14 protein-coding genes and 1 pseudogene are annotated in these 16,340 nt (G+C 75.2%); 8 read left to right on the forward strand and 7 right to left on the reverse strand.

Annotated features, from left to right (window positions below):
• Nucleotides 1–277: 277 nt before the first annotated feature.
• On the reverse strand, nucleotides 278–733 hold the full coding sequence (locus tag MNY60_RS20790; protein ID WP_242340753.1) for an SCP2 sterol-binding domain-containing protein: 456 nt from the start codon (nucleotides 731–733) through the stop codon (nucleotides 278–280).
• Nucleotides 734–843: 110 nt separating this feature from the next.
• Here MNY60_RS20790 and MNY60_RS20795 point away from each other — a divergent pair, with 110 nt between their 5' ends.
• Nucleotides 844–1,320: a DUF4440 domain-containing protein gene (locus MNY60_RS20795; protein WP_242340754.1), complete on the forward strand. Its 477-nt coding sequence runs from the start codon at nucleotides 844–846 to the stop codon at nucleotides 1,318–1,320.
• Between the two features lie 19 nt (nucleotides 1,321–1,339).
• Here MNY60_RS20795 and MNY60_RS20800 read toward each other — a convergent pair whose 3' ends face one another.
• Together MNY60_RS20800 and MNY60_RS20805 are read right to left on the reverse strand one after the other, a co-directional pair.
• The gene (locus tag MNY60_RS20800) at nucleotides 1,340–2,308 is read right to left on the reverse strand and encodes a homoserine kinase (RefSeq protein WP_242340755.1); all 969 of its coding nucleotides are present in this window, start codon (nucleotides 2,306–2,308) and stop codon (nucleotides 1,340–1,342) included.
• A 38-nt stretch (nucleotides 2,309–2,346) separates the two neighbouring features.
• A complete protein-coding gene (locus MNY60_RS20805) occupies nucleotides 2,347–2,865 on the reverse strand; it encodes a hypothetical protein (protein WP_242340756.1) in 519 nt (172 codons plus the stop codon).
• A gap of 142 nt (nucleotides 2,866–3,007) precedes the next feature.
• On the opposite strand from MNY60_RS20805, the gene MNY60_RS20810 reads away from it, so the two are divergent.
• Both MNY60_RS20810 and MNY60_RS20815 read left to right on the forward strand, forming a co-directional pair.
• A complete protein-coding gene (locus MNY60_RS20810) occupies nucleotides 3,008–3,832 on the forward strand; it encodes a tetratricopeptide repeat protein (protein WP_242340757.1) in 825 nt (274 codons plus the stop codon).
• 122 nt (nucleotides 3,833–3,954) lie between these two features.
• A complete protein-coding gene (locus tag MNY60_RS20815) occupies nucleotides 3,955–5,610 on the forward strand; it encodes a sigma 54-interacting transcriptional regulator (protein ID WP_242340758.1) in 1,656 nt (551 codons plus the stop codon).
• A gap of 50 nt (nucleotides 5,611–5,660) precedes the next feature.
• Here MNY60_RS20815 and MNY60_RS20820 read toward each other — a convergent pair whose 3' ends face one another.
• The 4 genes from MNY60_RS20820 to MNY60_RS20830 form a co-directional block, all read right to left on the reverse strand.
• Complete coding sequence (locus tag MNY60_RS20820) at nucleotides 5,661–6,617, reverse strand: hypothetical protein (protein WP_242361739.1); 957 nt, start codon at nucleotides 6,615–6,617, stop codon at nucleotides 5,661–5,663.
• Between the two features lie 42 nt (nucleotides 6,618–6,659).
• Complete coding sequence (locus MNY60_RS24060; protein ID WP_255821585.1) at nucleotides 6,660–6,794, reverse strand: hypothetical protein; 135 nt, start codon at nucleotides 6,792–6,794, stop codon at nucleotides 6,660–6,662.
• A 121-nt stretch (nucleotides 6,795–6,915) separates the two neighbouring features.
• Nucleotides 6,916–7,788: a tetratricopeptide repeat protein gene (locus MNY60_RS20825; protein ID WP_242361742.1), complete on the reverse strand. Its 873-nt coding sequence runs from the start codon at nucleotides 7,786–7,788 to the stop codon at nucleotides 6,916–6,918.
• A gap of 8 nt (nucleotides 7,789–7,796) precedes the next feature.
• Complete coding sequence (locus MNY60_RS20830) at nucleotides 7,797–8,519, reverse strand: OmpA family protein (RefSeq protein ID WP_242340761.1); 723 nt, start codon at nucleotides 8,517–8,519, stop codon at nucleotides 7,797–7,799.
• Between the two features lie 115 nt (nucleotides 8,520–8,634).
• On the opposite strand from MNY60_RS20830, the gene MNY60_RS20835 reads away from it, so the two are divergent.
• The 5 genes and pseudogenes from MNY60_RS20835 to MNY60_RS20855 form a co-directional block, all read left to right on the forward strand.
• On the forward strand, nucleotides 8,635–10,002 hold the full coding sequence (locus MNY60_RS20835; protein WP_242340762.1) for a sigma-54 dependent transcriptional regulator: 1,368 nt from the start codon (nucleotides 8,635–8,637) through the stop codon (nucleotides 10,000–10,002).
• A gap of 360 nt (nucleotides 10,003–10,362) precedes the next feature.
• Nucleotides 10,363–12,945, forward strand: coding sequence for a penicillin-binding protein 1A (locus MNY60_RS20840; RefSeq protein WP_242361744.1), 2,583 nt, complete (start codon nucleotides 10,363–10,365; stop codon nucleotides 12,943–12,945).
• Between the two features lie 451 nt (nucleotides 12,946–13,396).
• Nucleotides 13,397–14,389 (forward strand): hypothetical protein, encoded by a 993-nt coding sequence (locus MNY60_RS20845; protein ID WP_242361746.1) that lies wholly within the window; start codon nucleotides 13,397–13,399, stop codon nucleotides 14,387–14,389.
• Nucleotides 14,390–14,585: 196 nt separating this feature from the next.
• Nucleotides 14,586–15,944, forward strand: a complete 1,359-nt coding sequence (locus MNY60_RS20850) for a VCBS repeat-containing protein (protein ID WP_242361748.1) — start codon at nucleotides 14,586–14,588, stop codon at nucleotides 15,942–15,944.
• Nucleotides 15,941–16,340 (forward strand): annotated as a pseudogene (locus MNY60_RS20855) (ABC transporter substrate-binding protein); the annotation flags it as partial. The gene MNY60_RS20850 and the pseudogene MNY60_RS20855, both read left to right, overlap by 4 nt.

Here is a 16,340-nt window from a genome sequence, read left to right on the forward strand (position 1 = left end):
CTCGGGCGAGACCGGCGCGGGCGAGGCGGAGCTCGCGGCGATCGCGGCGAGCGCCGCGAGCGCGGCCGAGCGCGCGCGCGCCGAGGCGGGCGTGCGGCGCTGCCGGTTCGAGGCGGCGCGGCGCGCGGAGGACGCCACCCCTGCAGAGGGCGCCCGCCTCGCGCCGTGAGGGCCGGCGACCGGGGCCAGAAGAGCGTCGCGCAGCCCACGCCGAATCATGGCCGGGCGTCGGCGCTCGGCGCGACACCCCGGGTGACTTTCGTATCGCGGCCGTCGCTCAGAGCCCGTGGCGCAGCCGGTCGATGGCGGCCTTCGGGTTCTTCACGCCGTTCTTGAGCAGCCACCAGCTCACCTTCATCCCGCCCAGGGCCAGGACCCCGAGGTAGCCGTGGGCGAGGAGCTGGGAGGTCGAGGCGTCGATCTTGACCCGCACCTTGAGGGCGGGATCGCGCTCGAGCACGAGCTTGAAGAACTCGATCCCGAACGCGCCCACGTCGTCGGTGCCGAGCGACGTGATCCGCTCCACCGCGGCGGGCGGCAGGGTGAGCGTGAAGTCCGGCTCGGCGGCGGCGGCGTCGCGGACCTCGGGCGCGCCGCCCTCCATCGTGAAGTGCGCCGCCCCGGACTCGAGGGCGAGGTTCACGCGCGCGCCGCGCGCGAGCGGCCTCGTCGCCTTGCGAGCGGCGGGGGAGGTCTCGAAGAAGCGCTTCAGCGCATCGAGGCTCGGGCTCATGGTGCGGGCAATCTAAGCCGGGCGCGCGCCCGCCGGGGGTACCGGCGCGGGGGGCTCGTGCGGTGTCGCGGAGCTTGACCGCTCCGCCGTCGCGAGCCACAGTCCCGCGAATGACGCCCCGCCCCGTGCTCCCGCTCGTGCTGTGCGCCGCCGTCGCCCTCTCCGCCTGCGGCCCGAAGCGCATTCCCGGGACGGAGATCCCGGACAACCGGGACACCCGCGCCGTCTACGACGTGATCCGCACCTACCAGCGCGCGCTCGAGGCCCGCGACGCCGCGGGCGTCCTCGCGCTCGTCGCGCCGGACTACTTCGACGCCGCCGGGACGCCCGATCCCTCCGACGACCTCGACCGGGCCAAGCTCGAGCAGACCCTCCCTGGGGACCTGGCGCGCCTCGAAGGGGTCCGCGTCGACGTCACGGTCCGGCGCATCGACGTGCAGGGGAACGCGGCCACCGCCGAGGTCTTCTACGAGGACTACTACCGGGTGCAGACGCCCGGCGGCGCCGTGCCGCGCCGGGACTCGGACGTCCACCGGCTGCTGCTGAAGAAGCTCGACGGTCAGTGGAAGATCTCGGCCGGGCTGTAGCGCCCGCGCCGCGTCGCCGTCAGACCCCGACCAGCGCGCGGAAGCCGCGCTCGCCGAGCTCACGCAGCGCCACGAGCCGGTCGCGGTAGCGACGCCAGTCCTTCCACGCGAGCCGCTCGGCGCCCACGCCGGCCAGGTGGAAGGCGTGGATGCGCGAGGCGGTGAAGCGGAGCGCGGCGTAACGCGCCCACGCGTGGAGGGCGTCCACCGTCTCGGGCTCGAGGCGGCGCTTCGACCGGTAGCCTTCCAGGAGCGCCGCCGCGCGCGCCGGCTCGTAGCGGTCGGTGTAGCACCAGGCGTTCACTGCGACGCCAAGGTCGTAGGCGAACGGCGCGACGCAGCTCATCTCCCAGTCGAGGATCGAGCTCACCCGATCGCCGATCCACAGCACGTTGTCGACGAACAGGTCGCCGTGGACGAGCCCCTGCGGCGCGCCGGGCAGGGCCGCGGCGCGGGCGAGCTCGTCCTCGAGCAGCGGCAGCGCCGCCGCGACGGCGGCGTCCCCCTCGCCGTCGGGCCGGAGCCCCGCGATCCACCCCTCGACGCGCGGCAGGCCGTAGGGATTCGCGCGCGTGGCGGTGAAGCCCGCCGCGAGGTCGTGCAGGCGCCCGAGCTGCTCGCCCAGGCGGCGGCAGCGATCGGGCCCGGCGTCCTCGCGCGCGATCTCCTCGCCGGGCGAGTACGCGAACAGCATCGCCAGCTTGCCGGCGACGGGCACGAACGGCCGCCCGTCCTCGGCGAAGTGGAGGTGCGGCACGGGGAAGCGCGCCTCGTGGAGGTAGCGCTGCACCTCCGCCTCGAACGCGACGTCCTGCTCCGTCTTCCCCTCGTTGATGCGCAGGAAGAAGCGCTGCCCCGCCGCCCAGAGGTGGAAGTTCGTGTTGACGCTCCCCTTCGGCTCGGGCCGGACGCGATCGGGCGCGGGGAGGCCGAACGGCCGGATCGCGGCGGCGAGCTCGTCGGGCGTGAGGTCGGTGTAGAGGGCCATGAGGGGTGGGCGAGCATGCCCGCTGCGCGGCGCGTCCGTCAACGCCCGGGCGCGCGCGGCGCGGGCGGACCCTCGATCGCGTCCGCGAGCGGGATCGCGCGCCAGCGCGCGCCGACCACGCGCCAGCCCTCGGCCTCGCGCTCGAGGACGAGGTCGAACCGGTGCGCGCTCGCCTCGCCCGGCAGCAGCTCCACGAGCGCCTTCCCCGCGCCGAGCGAGCGCGACAGCACCGCGTCCGCGACCGCCGTCGCGCGGTCGCCCTCCACCGCCACGCGCACCCCCGAGATCGATACGCCCACCCACTCCCCGCGCAGCACGTGCGCCGCGACGAGCTGCTTCACGCCGCGCCGGTCGAGCCCATCGCCGCGGAAGCGCTCGGAGACACCCGCGACGACGTCGCCGATCCGGCGCTCCACCGCGGCGCGCGCCGCGTCGTCGAGGAGCGCGCGGATCCGCTCCTCGTCGGTGGGGGGCGGCGGTCGGGAGAGCCGGGCGACGATCACCCCGCCCAGCGCTGCGGCGACCGCGAGGACGACCACGAGCGTGCGACGGCTCATCCCTCGTTCCTCCGTCCGTCCGGCGAGCGGCCGGGCGGGCGCCTGCCACGCCCGGCGCGGGCGGGCGCGGACGAGCGGGTTAGATTCGATGGTGCCCATCCACCGCCCCCGCCGGGGCGAAACGCAAGTACACTCCACCGCCGTGAGCCGGGACAAGAAGGACCACATCGCGCTGTCCGACGCGCACAACTCGCGGGGCATCGAGCTGGCCGACCGCGGCTGGCTGGACGAGGCCATCAAGGAGTTCAAGAAGGCGATCGAGCTCGATCCGAGCTCGGCGCACGCGCACGACAACCTCGCGACCGTCTACTCGGAGAAGAAGCTCTTCCGGGAGGCGCTCTCCGAGTACCTGACCGCCATCCAGCTCGAGCCGGACAGCGCGACCGCCCACTACAACCTCGCCTGCTTCCTCGCCACCCACGGGCACGACATGGCGGTCGCCGAGTACCGCGACGCGATCGAGCTCGATCCCGAGTACCCGGACGCCCACCTCAACCTGGGCCTCACCCTCGCCGATCAGGGAAAGCCGGAGGAGGCGGTGAAGGAGCTCGAGGTGGCCATCCGGCTCGACCCGAAGGATCCGTTCCCCCGGCACGAGCTCGCCGCCCTGCTCATGGACGAGGGGGACCACCGCACCGCGATCACCCAGCTCAAGGAGGTGGTGCGGCTCGAGCCGGACAACTTCGAGGCGCACCTCGACCTCGGGATCTCGTACGCGCAGAAGGGCTTCTACGCGGAGGCCGAGCGCGCCTACGCGCGCGCGCGGGAGCTCCAGCCCGAGGACCTCCTCCTCAACTACAACGCCTCGGCCCTCTACGCGCTGTGGGGCAAGCCGCGCGAGGCGCTCGACGCGCTCCGCAAGGCCGTCTCCGCGGATCCGCCCAAGGTCCGCGGCTGGCTGCAGTCGGATCCCATGTTCGACGCGCTGAAGGGCTCCGCGGAGTTCGACGAGCTCGCGCACGGCTGACGGATCGCCCCTCCGTGCGGGTGCGCGCGGGTGGGCGTACGGCGCACGGTCACCCCGCCGTCTTGACCGACGGTGACGAATGCGACTTCACGGAGCGTTCTCAGTTGGCTACGCTCCGCCGCATGCCCGAGCTCGCCTTCTTTCGCCACGGAGAGGAGCTCCTCCGCGTGGCGCTCACCGGCCGGACCGAGATCGGCCGCGCCGCCGACTGCGACGTGTCGCTCCCCGATCCCGCCCTCTCGCGCGTCCACGCGGTCGTGGAGCCGCGCGGCGACGCGTGGCACCTCGTGGACCGCTCCGGCCGCGGCACCCGCCTCGGCGGCGCGGAGGTGGCCGAGGCGCCGCTCGCGGACGGGGACGAGATCGCGCTCGGCGCGTGGCGCGCGCTCTTCCGCGCCGCCTCGGGCGGCCCCGTGGAGGAGACGCGGGCCGCGGGCGGCACGCAGGTGCGCGCCGGGGAGGCGGCGGCCGCGCCCGCGTCGGCGCGGCTGCGCGTGCGCGCGAACGGCCGCGAGCGGACGCTCCCGGTGACCGCCGCCGGCGTGGTCGTCGGCAAGGACCCGACCTGCGACGCCCCGCTCGACGATCCCTACGTCTCCGCCCGCCATCTCCGGATCGAGGCGCGCGGCGGCGGCTGGCACGTCGTGGACCTCGGCTCGACGAACGGCACCTTCATCTCGGGGGCGCGCATCTCCCAGGCGCAGCTCCCGCTCGGCGTCCCCGTCTCGCTCGGCGACGCGGAGCTCGTGCTCGAGCGGCGCGACGCGCCGGAGCCGGCGCGCGCCGAGGCCTTCGAGGGGATGACCACGCGGGACGCGGCGATGCGGCAGGTCTTCGAGCTCGTGGAGCGCGTCGGCGCGTCCGACGCGGCGACGACGATCCTCGGCGAGACCGGGACCGGCAAGGAGCTCGTCGCGCGCGCCCTGCACGCCCGCTCGGCGCGCCGCGACGGGCCGTTCATCCCGGTGAACTGCTCGGCCATCGCGGAGACGCTCATCGAGTCCGAGCTCTTCGGCCACGAGAAGGGCGCCTTCTCCGGGGCGGAGCGGATGCGCAAGGGGGCCTTCGAGGAGGCGGACCGCGGCACGATCTTCCTCGACGAGATCGGGGAGCTCCCGCTCGACCTCCAGCCGAAGCTCCTGCGCGTGCTCGAGCTCGGGGAGGTGAAGCGGGTCGGGGCCTCCCGCCCGATCCAGGTGAACGTCCGGATCGTCGCCGCCACCCACCGCGATCTGCGGGCCCAGGTTCGGGCGGGGCGCTTCCGCGAGGACCTCTTCTACCGGCTCTGCGTCGTGCCCATCACGGTCCCGCCCCTCCGCCAGCGCAAGGGCGACGTCCGCGCGCTCGCGGAGGCGTTCCTCTCGCGCGCCGCGCCGCGCGGGCTCCCCGTCCGCTGGAGCCCCGAGGCGCTCGCCAAGCTCGAGGGGTACGACTGGCCGGGCAACGTCCGGCAGCTGAAGAACGTCGTCCAGCGCGCGCTCCTGTTCCGCGGCGAGGGCCAGAGCATCTCCGCGAGCGCCGTGACGTTCGAGGACACGCGCGCCGCGCCCGGCCTCACCGGCGACGACGACACCCTCTACCTGCCCGGCCTCACGCTCGAGGACATCGAGCGCGAGGCCATCCGGCTCTCCCTGCGGCGCAACGGGGGCAAGCGCGCGGCGGTCGTGAAGGAGCTCCGGATCGCGAAGAGCACCGTGATGAAGCGCATCGGCCAGTGGGGGCTCCACGACGAGGGGCGCGTCGCGGGCGACCCGGCCGAGGCGGAGGACGACGCGTAGGCGAACGCGGCGGGCGCTGGGCCCCGACTCGCGCCGCGATCCCGGGGCGGCTACTCCACGCCCGTGAGATCCGGGTCCGGCGGCCCGGGCGGCGGGCCGTGCCGCTCGAGCACCGCCCGCTGCTCCGCGAGGAGGGCGGCATCGTCGCCGACCGCGGGCGTGAGCGGCAAAAGCCGACCGTCGTACAGCCGGCCCGACGGCTTCACCTTCGTGCGCGCCTCCGCCTCGCCCGCGCGCCGCTCCTGCGTCGCGACGAGCTCGCGCAGCACGCGCCGGTCCTCCTCGCGGGTGGCCCGCTCGGCGCGGCGGCGCGCGAGGTCGATCGAGCGCCGGATCGAGGCGAGCTCCGCCTCGGCCTTGCGCGGCGCACCCGCGTCGCCCCAGGCGCCCCTCGTGTCCGGCCAGAGCGTGAGGATCCCGAGGCCCCGGCCCCGCTCGCCGGCGGCGGTCACGAGCGTCGCCGCGGCGGGCGCCGCGTCGAGGCGCCGGGCGTCGTGGGCGAGCACCGCCACGTCCACGCCGGGCACCTCCCGGACGAGGGCCCGCCCCTCGCCGTCGGGCATGTGCAGGAGCGCGACGACGACGGTCGCGCCGCTCTCGCGGAGCGCGGCCGCGGCGGACCGGACGGCGGCGACCGGCTCCGAGGCGACGAGGCCGCCCGGGTACGGCCCCGCGGCCGCGGCCGCGAGCAACCCCACCCGCTCGCCGCCCCCCCCGCCCGCGCGCGTGCCCGGGCCCGGGGGGGTCGGGGCGGGCAGGGCGAGGTTCAGGGACAGGAGCGGGACCCCCGCGGCGGCGGCCTCGCGCGCGAGCCATCCGGGGCCGAGGGCGAGCTCGCGCTCGCCCACCGCGAGCGCCGCGTAGCGCATGCGCCCCATCGCGGACAGCACGAGCCGCGCGCGCGCGGTCGCGGCGGCCTCCCTCGCCGCGTCGAGCGCGGGGGCGTGGAAGAGCGCGTCGCCGGCGTCCACGAGGAGCGCCGGCGCGTCGCGCCGGGCCGCGTCCACCGCGCTCGCTCGACGGGCAAGACCGCCCGTCGGCTTCACGCGTCAGCCACAGGGCCCGACCTCGCCGTGCCCGTCGCCGGTGAAGAGCACCTGCACCCGGCGGCCCTCCGGCGCGACACGATCGGAGTGGGCGCAGGCGGCGGCGAGCGCGAGGAGCGCGGCGGCGAGGGTTCGCACGGTGACGGGAGCTTAGCACCGCGCGTCCACGGGCGAACCCGCCGCCGGGGGGCCCGCCGGCGGGAGAGACACGAAGGGCGGCGGCGCGGGGCTCCCGCGCGCGCCGCCCCCGTCGAGACCGCTACTGGCGCTTGCGCGCCGGCGGCGCAGGCTTCCGCTTCGGAGCGGGCGGCGCCAGCGCCTTGAGCCGCTCCTTCGCCTCACCCGCCGCGTCGGCGCGCGGGTAACGCTCGAGGAGCTGCTCGAGGACGGCCTTCGCCTCCGCCTTCATCTCGAGCTTCAGCATGGCGTCCGCCGCGCCCAGCATCGCGTCGGGGGCCCGGGCGGACTTCGGGAAGTCCTCGGCGACCTTGCCGTAGGCGAGGAGCGCCTCGCGGAAGCGCTTCTGCTCGAAGAGCAGCTGCCCGGCGCGGTAGCCGGCGTCGGACGCGCGCGCGGCCGACGGCCACGGGCGCCCGGACTCCTCGGACAGCGCGCGCCCCCCGCCCGTGTTCCCGGCCTCGTCCTCCTTCGCGGCGAGCGCGAAGAACGCGGCCTTGTCCTCCGGGCGCTGGAGCGTGGCGAGGCGCTGCTTCGCCTCGAAGGCGTCGAGCGCGCCCGCGCCGCGCAGCGCGGCGAAGCGGCCCTCGGTCTCGGTGCGCAGCGCGTCGACGTTCCGCTCGATCTCGCCGAGCCGGTGCTGCTCGACCTCGACGTCGCCCTTGTACTTCGCGAAGTCGTCCTGGAGGTGCTGGAGCGTGACGCCGAGATCCGCGCCGCTGCGGCGGGCGGCGCGGTTCAGCTCGTCGATCTTCGTCTGCACCTCGGCGATCTTCTGATCGAGCTTCGCCACCCGCTCGCGGACGAGCTCACGCTGCTCGTCGAGGCGCCGCTGGTTCTCGACGTTCTGCGTCTCGAGCTGCTGGAGGCGAGCCTCCATCTGGCGCCCTCTCTCGATGGGCACCCAGCAGCCGGCGAGGAGCGCGAGCCCGAGCGGCGCCGCGCGGCGAAGCATCGTCACTGCTACCGCTCCACCTGGAACTCGACGCGGCGGTTCTGCGCCCAGCACGCCTCGGTCGACTCGGAGCAGAGCGCCTTCTCCTCGCCGAAGCTCACGGTGTCCATCTTGCCCTGGACGCCGAGATCCTCGAGGTACTTGCGCGCGGCCTCGGCGCGGCGGTTGCCGAGGGCGATGTTGTACTGCGTCGTGCCGCGCTCGTCGGCGTAGCCCTGCGCGACGACCTTCTTCGCCGGGGAGCCCTTCAGGCAGTCGGCGAGCTTCTGGAGCGTGCCCTGCGAGTCGGACGAGAGGTTCGACTGGTCGAAGCCGAAGCGGACCGTGAACGCGCCCGTGTCGGTGCACTCGCTCGAGGCCTGCGGGGCGCGCGCCGCGCACTTGCCGTCCTGGCACTGCTGATCGGGGCCGCAGTCACGGTCGGAGGCGCAGGTGCCGGCCTGGCGCGCGACGCACTGCTCGTTCACGCAGGACTGACCGGGGGCGCACTGGTCGTCGGTCGTGCACTGGGGCTTCGGCACGCAGCGGGAGTCACGGCAGGCGAACCCGTCCTTGCAGTCCGTGTCCGCGGCGCACTCCTGGCAGCGGCCCTCGACGCAGACCTTCCCGTAGCCCTCCTGCTTGGCGCAGTCCGCGCTGGACTTGCACTCACCGGGCTTCACCTTCGGCTTGCACGCGCCGAACGTGAGAGCGCCAGTGACGAAAAGTGCGAGAAGGAGAACGCGACGCATGTGACCTCCGGGGATCTTCCGTTCGATATCGATGAGGTGGGGGGGACCCGGGCCATACAACTCGATCCAGGACCGATGTCAAAGCTTTTCCACCGCGGCGCATTAACATCGCCGAATGCCTGCCACGATCCTCGTCGTGGACGACGAGAAGAACATCCAGCTCACGCTCTCCCGCGCCCTCTCGATGGAGGGATATGTGGTCGAAGCTGCGAGCGGCGGACGCGAGGCGCTCGAGAAGATCGCAGCGCTGCCGGTGGACGTCGTGGTCATGGACGTGCGCATGCCGGACCTCGACGGCCTCGCCGTGCTGCAGCGCGCGCGAGAGACGCGGCCCGACCTGCCTGTCGTGATCATGTCCGGGCACGGCTCCATCGACACGGTCCGCAGCGCCTTCAAGCTCGGCGCGTTCGACTACCTCGAGAAGCCGATCACGGAGCGGGACAAGCTCCTCGTCGCGGTGAAGAACGCGCTCGCCCTGCGCAGCCTGCGCGAGGAGAACGCGGAGCTGCGCCGCGCGGCGGGCCGGCTCGACATGATCGGCAGCGGGCCCGCGATGCAGCGGCTCTTCGAGCTCGTGCGCCGCGCCGCGCCGTCGGAGGGGCGCGTCCTCGTCACCGGGGAGAACGGCACCGGCAAGGAGCTCGTCGCCCGCGCCCTCCACGAGAGCTCGCGCCGGAAGGCGGGGCCGTTCGTGAAGCTCAACTGCGCCGCCGTCCCGGCGGAGCTTATCGAGAGCGAGCTCTTCGGCCACGAGCGGGGCGCGTTCACCGGAGCGATCGCGGCGCGCCGCGGCAAGTTCGAGCTCGCCGACGGCGGCACGCTCTTCCTCGACGAGGTCGGCGACATGCCGGCCGCGATGCAGGCGAAGGTGCTTCGCGTCCTGCAGGAGGGCGAGTTCGAGCGTGTCGGCGGCGCGCACACGTTGAAGGTGGACGTGCGCGTGGTCGCGGCGACGAACAAGGACCTCCCCGCCGAGGTCCAGGCGGGCCGGTTCCGCGAGGACCTGTACTACCGCCTCAACGTCGTCCCCATCCACGCGCCGCCGTTGCGCGAGCGGAAGGAGGACCTCCCCGCGCTCGCCGTCCACTTCCTCGCGGAGGCGTGCGAGCGGAACGGCCGCAAGCCCATGCGGCTCGAGCGCGACGCGCTCGCCGCCCTGCAGGCGCACGAGTGGCCCGGAAACGTCCGCGAGCTCAGGAACCTCGTCGAGCGGCTCGCGATCCTGAGCGACGGCCCGGCGATCGGCGCGGAGGACGTCACGGCGATGCTCCCCGGCGCCCGCCGTCCCCGCACCGAGCGGTTCCGCCCCGGGGCGTCGTTCCACGACCTCGTCGAGGAGGCCGAGCGCGAGATCATCCTCGGCGCGCTCGACGCGCACGCCGACAACGTCTCGGAGACCGCGCGCGATCTCGGGCTCGAGCGCAGCCACCTGTACAAGAAGATGCGCGCGCTCGGGGTGAAGCGCGGCGGCGAGGGTCCGTAGGGCGGAGACGACGCCCGCGCCGCGCCTGCCGCGCGCGGGCGTCCCGGGCGCGGTCCGGGGGCCCCGGCCCGGTGGGCCGGGCGTGTCCCCTCCCCCACACCGCGGCGTGTCCGGCCGTCCACGGTCCGAGGAATGGCGGCCCGGCCCCGCTGTTCCTCGCTGTCGGGACGCCGGCCGAGGCCGCTGGCACGGCGACTGCTCACGCGCGCCAGGGACATGCGAGACCGCGCTCGACCCGCTTTGCCCCACCCTCCCGCCGGCGCTATCGTTCGACCCCTCGACTTGGACACCCCCCCGCCCAGCGCCCGCCCGTACGCCCGCTCGCCGGGCGATCCAGCCCTCCCCGAGGAGTCCCCCCGCTTGCGTCGTCTCTCGCCCCGTGCCCTCCGCCTGCTCAGCCACGGTGGCCTCGCCGCCCTCGTCCTCGCGCTCCTCGGCGGGGTCCTCATGTTCGCCTGGACCCGCGAGCTCCCCGCCTTCGACACGCTCAAGGACTACGAGCCGCTCGTCTCGACGCGCGTGTTCGGCGTCGACGGCAAGGAGGTGTTCCAGTTCGCGCGCGAGCGGCGCACCGTGGTGCCGCTCGAGGAGATCCCGCCCGTCCTGCGCAAGGCGGTGCTCGCCGCGGAGGACGCGGGCTTCTACGAGCACGAGGGCGTGAACTACCTCGCGATCGCGCGCTGCGCCGTGAAGGGGCTGCTGCGCGGCGGCGTCGCCTGCGGCGGCTCGACCATCACCCAGCAGGTGGTGAAGACGTTCCTCCTGTCCTCCGACTGGAAGGTGAAGCGGAAGGTGAAGGAGCTCATCCTCGCGCCGCGGCTCGAGGAGAACCTCTCGAAGGACGAGATCCTCTACCTCTACCTGAACCAGATCTACCTCGGGCACCTGCGCTACGGCGTCGAGGAGGCGAGCCGGTTCTACTTCGGCAAGAGCGTGCGCCAGCTCGCGCTGGGCGAGGCGGCGACGCTCGCCGGGATCGTCCAGTCGCCCATGCGGCTCTCGCCGGTGAACCACCCGGAGCGCGCCAAGGAGCGGCAGCGCTACGTCCTGCGCCGGATGGCGGAGGAGGGGTTCATCACCGAGCAGCAGGCGGCCGCGGAGGCCGCCCGCCCCATCGTCACGCGGCCGCCGGAGCACGACGTACCGGGGGTGTGGTACGCGGACGCGGTCCGCCGGATCCTGGACGAGAAGTACGGGGCGGAGGTGGTCGAGACGCAGGGCCTGCAGGTCGACGTGGCGATGGACGCGGGCATGCAGCGCGCCGCGGAGAAGGCCCTCGAGGGCGCGCTCCGCGCCGTCGACAAGCGCCAGGGCTGGCGCGGCCCGATCGTCCACCTCGAGCCGAAGCAGGTCGAGGCGGCGATGCCCCTGTGGCGGGAGCGGCTCGCGGGGACGCGGGCCCGGCCGGACCAGGTGTTCGTGTGGGATCTCGCCTCGGTGAACCCCGAGGACATCGAGCCCGCCGAGGAGCAGGAGAAGGACGTGGCGCGGATGGCGCGCGCACGGCTCCTCGAGACGGGCGAGGTGTACGCCGGGCTCGTCACGGCCGCGAGCGACCGGAGCGCCACCGTCGACCTCGGCGGCGCGAAGGGGGAGATCGCGATCACCGACGCCCAGTGGGCGCGCAAGTGGAACCCGACCTCCGCCACCGCCGCGCCGCGCAAGATGTCGTCGGTGGTCCGCCCCGGCGACGTGGTCCCGGTGCGCGTGCTCCCCGCCAAGCTGCCGCCGCAGCGCGCGGCCGCCGAGGGCAAGGCGCTCAGCCTCGCCCTCGAGCAGACGCCGAAGGTGCAGGGCGCGCTCGTCGCGATCGACCCCGTGTCCCGCGGAGTCCGCGCCCTCGTCGGCGGCTACGACTTCCGCACCTCCCAGTTCAACCGCGCCACCCAGGCGCGGCGCCAGCCGGGCAGCGCGGTGAAGCCGTTCGTGTGGGGCGCGGCCATCGAGTCGCGCCGCTTCACGGCCGGCACGGTCGTCTACGACACGCCCGACCTCTACCGGGACCCGTGGACGGGCAAGGAGTGGAAGCCGCGCAACTTCGAGAAGGACGCCTTCGAGGGCCCGATGCTCCTCACCACCGCGCTGGCGCAGTCGAAGAACACGGTCTCGGTGAAGCTCGTCGACGCGCTCGGCGTGGACCCGGTGATCGGCTTCGCCCACCGCATGGGCGTCTCCTCGGAGCTGCCGCGAAACCTCACGCTCGCGCTCGGGACGGGCGAGGTGTTCCCCATCGAGCTCGTGAACGCCTACGCCTCGATCGCGGCGCGCGGGTTCTACTCCGAGCCGGTGCTGCTCGTGCGCGTGCGCGACCGGCACGGCAACGTCCTCGAGGACCACCCGGCCGCCGTCCCGCCGTGGAAGGCGGAGGCCACCGCCGAGGCCCCCGCCGCCCCGTTCGCCGACGGCACCGAGGGCGCCGACAACGTCCAGCCGCACGAGGCCGCGCCGCCGCCCGAGTTCACGATCCCCGAGCAGGGCACCCGCCCCGACGTCGCCTTCGTGGTGCAGAGCATGATGCGCGCGGTGGTCGAGGGCGGGACGGGCGCCGCGGCGCGCGCGCTGGGGCGACCCGTCGCGGCGAAGACCGGGACGGCCCAGGAGCACCGCGACGCGTGGTTCGTGGGCTTCACGCCCGAGCTCGTGGCGGGCGTCTGGATCGGCTTCGACGATCACACGCCCCTCGGGCCGCGCGAGACCGGCGCGGGCGCGGCGCTCCCCGCGTGGCTCGCCTTCATGCAGGCGGCGGTCGGCGGGCAGCCCGCGGCGGACTTCGCCGCGGTCCCCGGCGTCGAGCTCGCGCGCGTCGATCCCGCGACCGGCCAGCTCGCGCCCGAGGAGGCCGACGCGCCGTCGCTCGCGTTCCTGGCCGGCACCGCCCCGGCGGAGGCGGCGCGGAGCGACGCGGGCGCCGCGCCCGCCAACTTCTTCATGGACGACCACTAGCGCCGTGCCGCTCGGGCTCCCGCGGGCGGCTGTGCCGCCGCGAGGGCCGAGCGCGCGGTGGGGCCTCGATCGATCGGGCGAGCGCGCGGTGAACCAGCGGCCGCGACGGCTCCCACGGCCGCGGGACGTCGGAGGAGGAGCGGCCCGGCAGACGGTTCACTGATTGTGTTACACAAGGGGCCCTCCCCCGCGAGACGATTGTCCGTGGAGGCGCCGGAGGCGTATCCGTTGCGCGCATCACGGAGCACGCCTCCCCGGGCCCCGATCACCTCTGGCAAACGCGAGGACTGGACTCGCTCGCGTCTTCCTCGCGTCGACATCGGGTCACGGCATCACCCTGCGCCGAGCCACGCCGTGCGGCGCAGGGTCCGGGGAGGAGGAGGCGGCGACACCCGGGGCGTCGTCGAGTCCCTGGGTGAACCTCAGGTGGATCCTTGCTGGGGAGGGAGAGATGGCCCGTTCGTGGAAGATGACCGGGATGTTCGCAGCGGGGGCGCTCGCCGTCGGGGCGATGGCGCTCGCGCCGGCGAGCGCCTCGGCCTGGGAGTGCCAGGTCAAGCTCGAGAAGAAGGTGGCGCTGGACGCCGACTGCAACGGCCAGGCGGACGACGCGGGCGGATTCGTGGACAGCCTCTCGCCGGACGTCGACGAGTGCGTGGTCTACCGCTTCTGCGTCACGAACAGCAGCGGTGGGCAGCCGCAGGATCTCTCCAACGTCAAGGTATCGGACGAGAAGCTCGGCATCGTGGACCTCGACTTCGGGACCGTCGCCGTCGGCGACACCGAGTGCAAGTACTTCCCGGCGGTGGAGTCGGGTGACTCCCTCGTGTGCAGGGACATCGAGGGCACGAACACGGCGGAGGTCACCTCGGCGGTCTGCGCGGTGGACAAGGACAACGCCTGTGCCCGGACCGGCTCCGTCTGCGAGGACTCCGCGAACGTCGAGTGCAACCACGGAGAGGGCTGCCTCACCCGCACGCCGGGCTTCTGGGGGAACCACCCCGACGTGACGGCGAAGTTCCTGCCCGTCACGAGCTGCGGCCGCTCGCTCGACGCCACCCTCGCCGGCGCCGGGGGCTCGGTGACGGAGGACCTGTGCTCGCTCGGCCGCGACAAGAACGAGTACGCCTCGAACCAGCAGGCGCAGCTCGTCCGCCAGTGCGCCGCCGCGGCGCTGAACCTCGTGGCGAGCGAGGACCTCGGCGGCAGCTGCGGAGAGTCCGCCACGGCCCTCTTCGATCGGTGCTGCACCTCCTGTGACACGGTCGGCGCGGGCTGCATCGACGATCTCGACGCGTTCAACAACTCGCGGGACACGCTCCTCGGCGAGTCCGGTGGCGAGATCTCGCTCTGCAAGGTCCTCGGGCTCGGGCCGCCCTGCAACGCCGAGCCGGGGCAGTGCAAGCTCGCGCGCGACAACGGCGTCATCAACCCCGTGCCGTGACGCGCGGACGCACTGGGCCGTAGTAGCGTAGCTGGCGGAGCGGCACCGAGGCGCGTTCGCGCACCTCGGCGCCGCTCTCGCCGCTGGCGCGGCGCCCTCGTCTAGGGCCGCCCCGCCTGACCGTGCCTCGCGCGGCGGCGCGCTCGCCCACTTCTTCGTGGACGACCGCTCGTTTTCGTGTTCGTCACTGGGGGCGATGCGCCTCGCCACCGCCGCGGTCGCCCTCGCCCTCGCGCTCCCCGCCGCCGCGGAGCCCCCCGCGCTCGGCGCGGCGGCCGACGCGCTCGCGGCGGAGATCGGCCCACCCGCCGAGGGGCGGCGCGCGCTGGCCCTCGCGGTGGAGACCCGCGCCCCCTCCCTCGCGCGCCCGCTCGAGGCCGCGCTCGAGCGCGCGCTCGCCGGCGCCGGCTACACCGTGACGCCCGTCCGTGGCGCGGCCGACGCCGAGGGCGCGGCGCGCGAGGCCGGTCAGGACTGGCTCGTGCGCGTCCAGGGCGGGCTCGTGCCGGGCCGGCGCGAGCTCGCGCTCGTCGGCGAGGTCATCCCCACCTGGCCTTCCTTCTTCCTGCAGCGGCGGCCGGGCGCGCGCGCGATCCCGCCTCGCCTCGTGTCGTCCCGCGCGCCCGCCGACGCCGAGGCGCTGGTCCTCGCGCGAGAGGGACGGCCGTCCGGCGCGCCGTTCGCCGCGGTGCGCCCGCTCGCGCGCGTCGAGGGGCGCGTGCTCGCGCTCGCGATCGGCGACGCGGGCGGAGGGAGCGCGGCCATCGCCGCGGCGCTCCCGGGCGCGGTCGTGCTCCTCTCGCCGGCCGGCGCGCCGCTCGCGCGGCTCGACGTCGATCCGTCCGCGCGCGGGGCGGTGCGCGATCCGGCGGCGACCATCGCCGTGGGCGACTTCGGCGCGGGGCGCGTCGCGGTCGCGTGGGCCGGAGGCGCACCCGAGGTGCTCGCGCTGCGAGACGGCGCGCTCGAGCGCGCCGGCGCGCTCGCGGCGGCGCCGCTCTGCGCGGGAGAGAAGGGGGCGGTGTTCGGGGCGTACGCGCCGGGGACGGGCGTGCTCGTCGACGCGCTCTCGCGCGCCCCCGGCACCGTCCCGCCGCGGCGCTCCGCGCGGCTCCTCTACGGCGTCGCCGCCGCGCCGCGCGGGGGTCCGGTGTCGTTCGCGGCGCTCGGGACGGACCTCCGGCTCGAGCTCCTCGGGCCGGAGCTCCAGCCGGCCGAGCTCGCGCCGTCGACCTCGTCTTCCACCGCCCCGGTCCTCCCCTCGGTCGGCACCGGCTTCGCGCTCGCCGATCTCGACGGCGACGGCGTCGCCGAGATCGTCGCCTCGGCCCCGACGCCCGCGCCGCCCGACCGCGTCCGCGTGCTCGCCGCGCGTCCGGGCGCCGCGCCGCTCCTCGAGTCCGGTCCGGTCGAGGGCGCGCTCCTGGCGGGCGCGGGCGGTGATCTCACCGGCGACGGGCTCGACGACGCCGTGCTGGCCGCGATCGTGCGGGGCCCTGGCGGCGTCGCCACCGAGCTGCTCCTCGTCACGTCCGATCCGCGGGAGGCCCCATGAGCCGCCTCGATCGCGTGCGCACCCTCGCCGCGGCGCTCGCGCTCGCGCCGGGGCTCGCGCTCGCCGGCGTCCGCCCGGCGCCGGGCGGGAGCGTCACCCTCGCCCTCCCCGCCGAGGCGCGCATCGCGGACCCGGCGCTCGCGCAGGACGTGGCCGACCTCGTCCTCGCGCGCGCGACGAGCGCGCCGCTGCTCGAGCGCGACGCCGGCGGGCGCCTCGTGCCGGGCGTGCTCGCCGAGGTCCCCACCTCCGAGGACGGCGGCCGGACCTGGCGGCTCCGCGTCCGCGACGGGCTCGTGACGGCGGCCGGCGCGCCGCTGGGCGCCGCCGCGGTGGCGGCGGCCGTCGCGCGCCTCCTCTCGCGCGCGCCGGCGTCGCCGCACGCCTGGGCCGCGC

The sequence above is a fragment of the Anaeromyxobacter sp. SG17 genome, from assembly GCF_022690695.1.
Lineage (GTDB): Bacteria > Myxococcota > Myxococcia > Myxococcales > Anaeromyxobacteraceae > Anaeromyxobacter > Anaeromyxobacter soli.

Coding starts and splice junctions, on each gene's coding strand:
- MNY60_RS20805 (WP_242340756.1), bottom strand. CDS start 2,865: ATGAGCCGTCGCACGCTCGTGGTCGTCCTCGCGGTCGCCGCAGCGCTG.
- MNY60_RS20800 (WP_242340755.1), bottom strand. CDS start 2,308: ATGGCCCTCTACACCGACCTCACGCCCGACGAGCTCGCCGCCGCGATC.
- MNY60_RS20795 (WP_242340754.1), top strand. CDS start 844: ATGACGCCCCGCCCCGTGCTCCCGCTCGTGCTGTGCGCCGCCGTCGCC.
- MNY60_RS20845 (WP_242361746.1), top strand. CDS start 13,397: ATGGCCCGTTCGTGGAAGATGACCGGGATGTTCGCAGCGGGGGCGCTC.
- MNY60_RS20815 (WP_242340758.1), top strand. CDS start 3,955: ATGCCCGAGCTCGCCTTCTTTCGCCACGGAGAGGAGCTCCTCCGCGTG.
- MNY60_RS20850 (WP_242361748.1), top strand. CDS start 14,586: ATGCGCCTCGCCACCGCCGCGGTCGCCCTCGCCCTCGCGCTCCCCGCC.
- MNY60_RS20830 (WP_242340761.1), bottom strand. CDS start 8,519: ATGCGTCGCGTTCTCCTTCTCGCACTTTTCGTCACTGGCGCTCTCACG.
- MNY60_RS20790 (WP_242340753.1), bottom strand. CDS start 733: ATGAGCCCGAGCCTCGATGCGCTGAAGCGCTTCTTCGAGACCTCCCCC.
- MNY60_RS20825 (WP_242361742.1), bottom strand. CDS start 7,788: ATGCTTCGCCGCGCGGCGCCGCTCGGGCTCGCGCTCCTCGCCGGCTGC.
- MNY60_RS20835 (WP_242340762.1), top strand. CDS start 8,635: ATGCCTGCCACGATCCTCGTCGTGGACGACGAGAAGAACATCCAGCTC.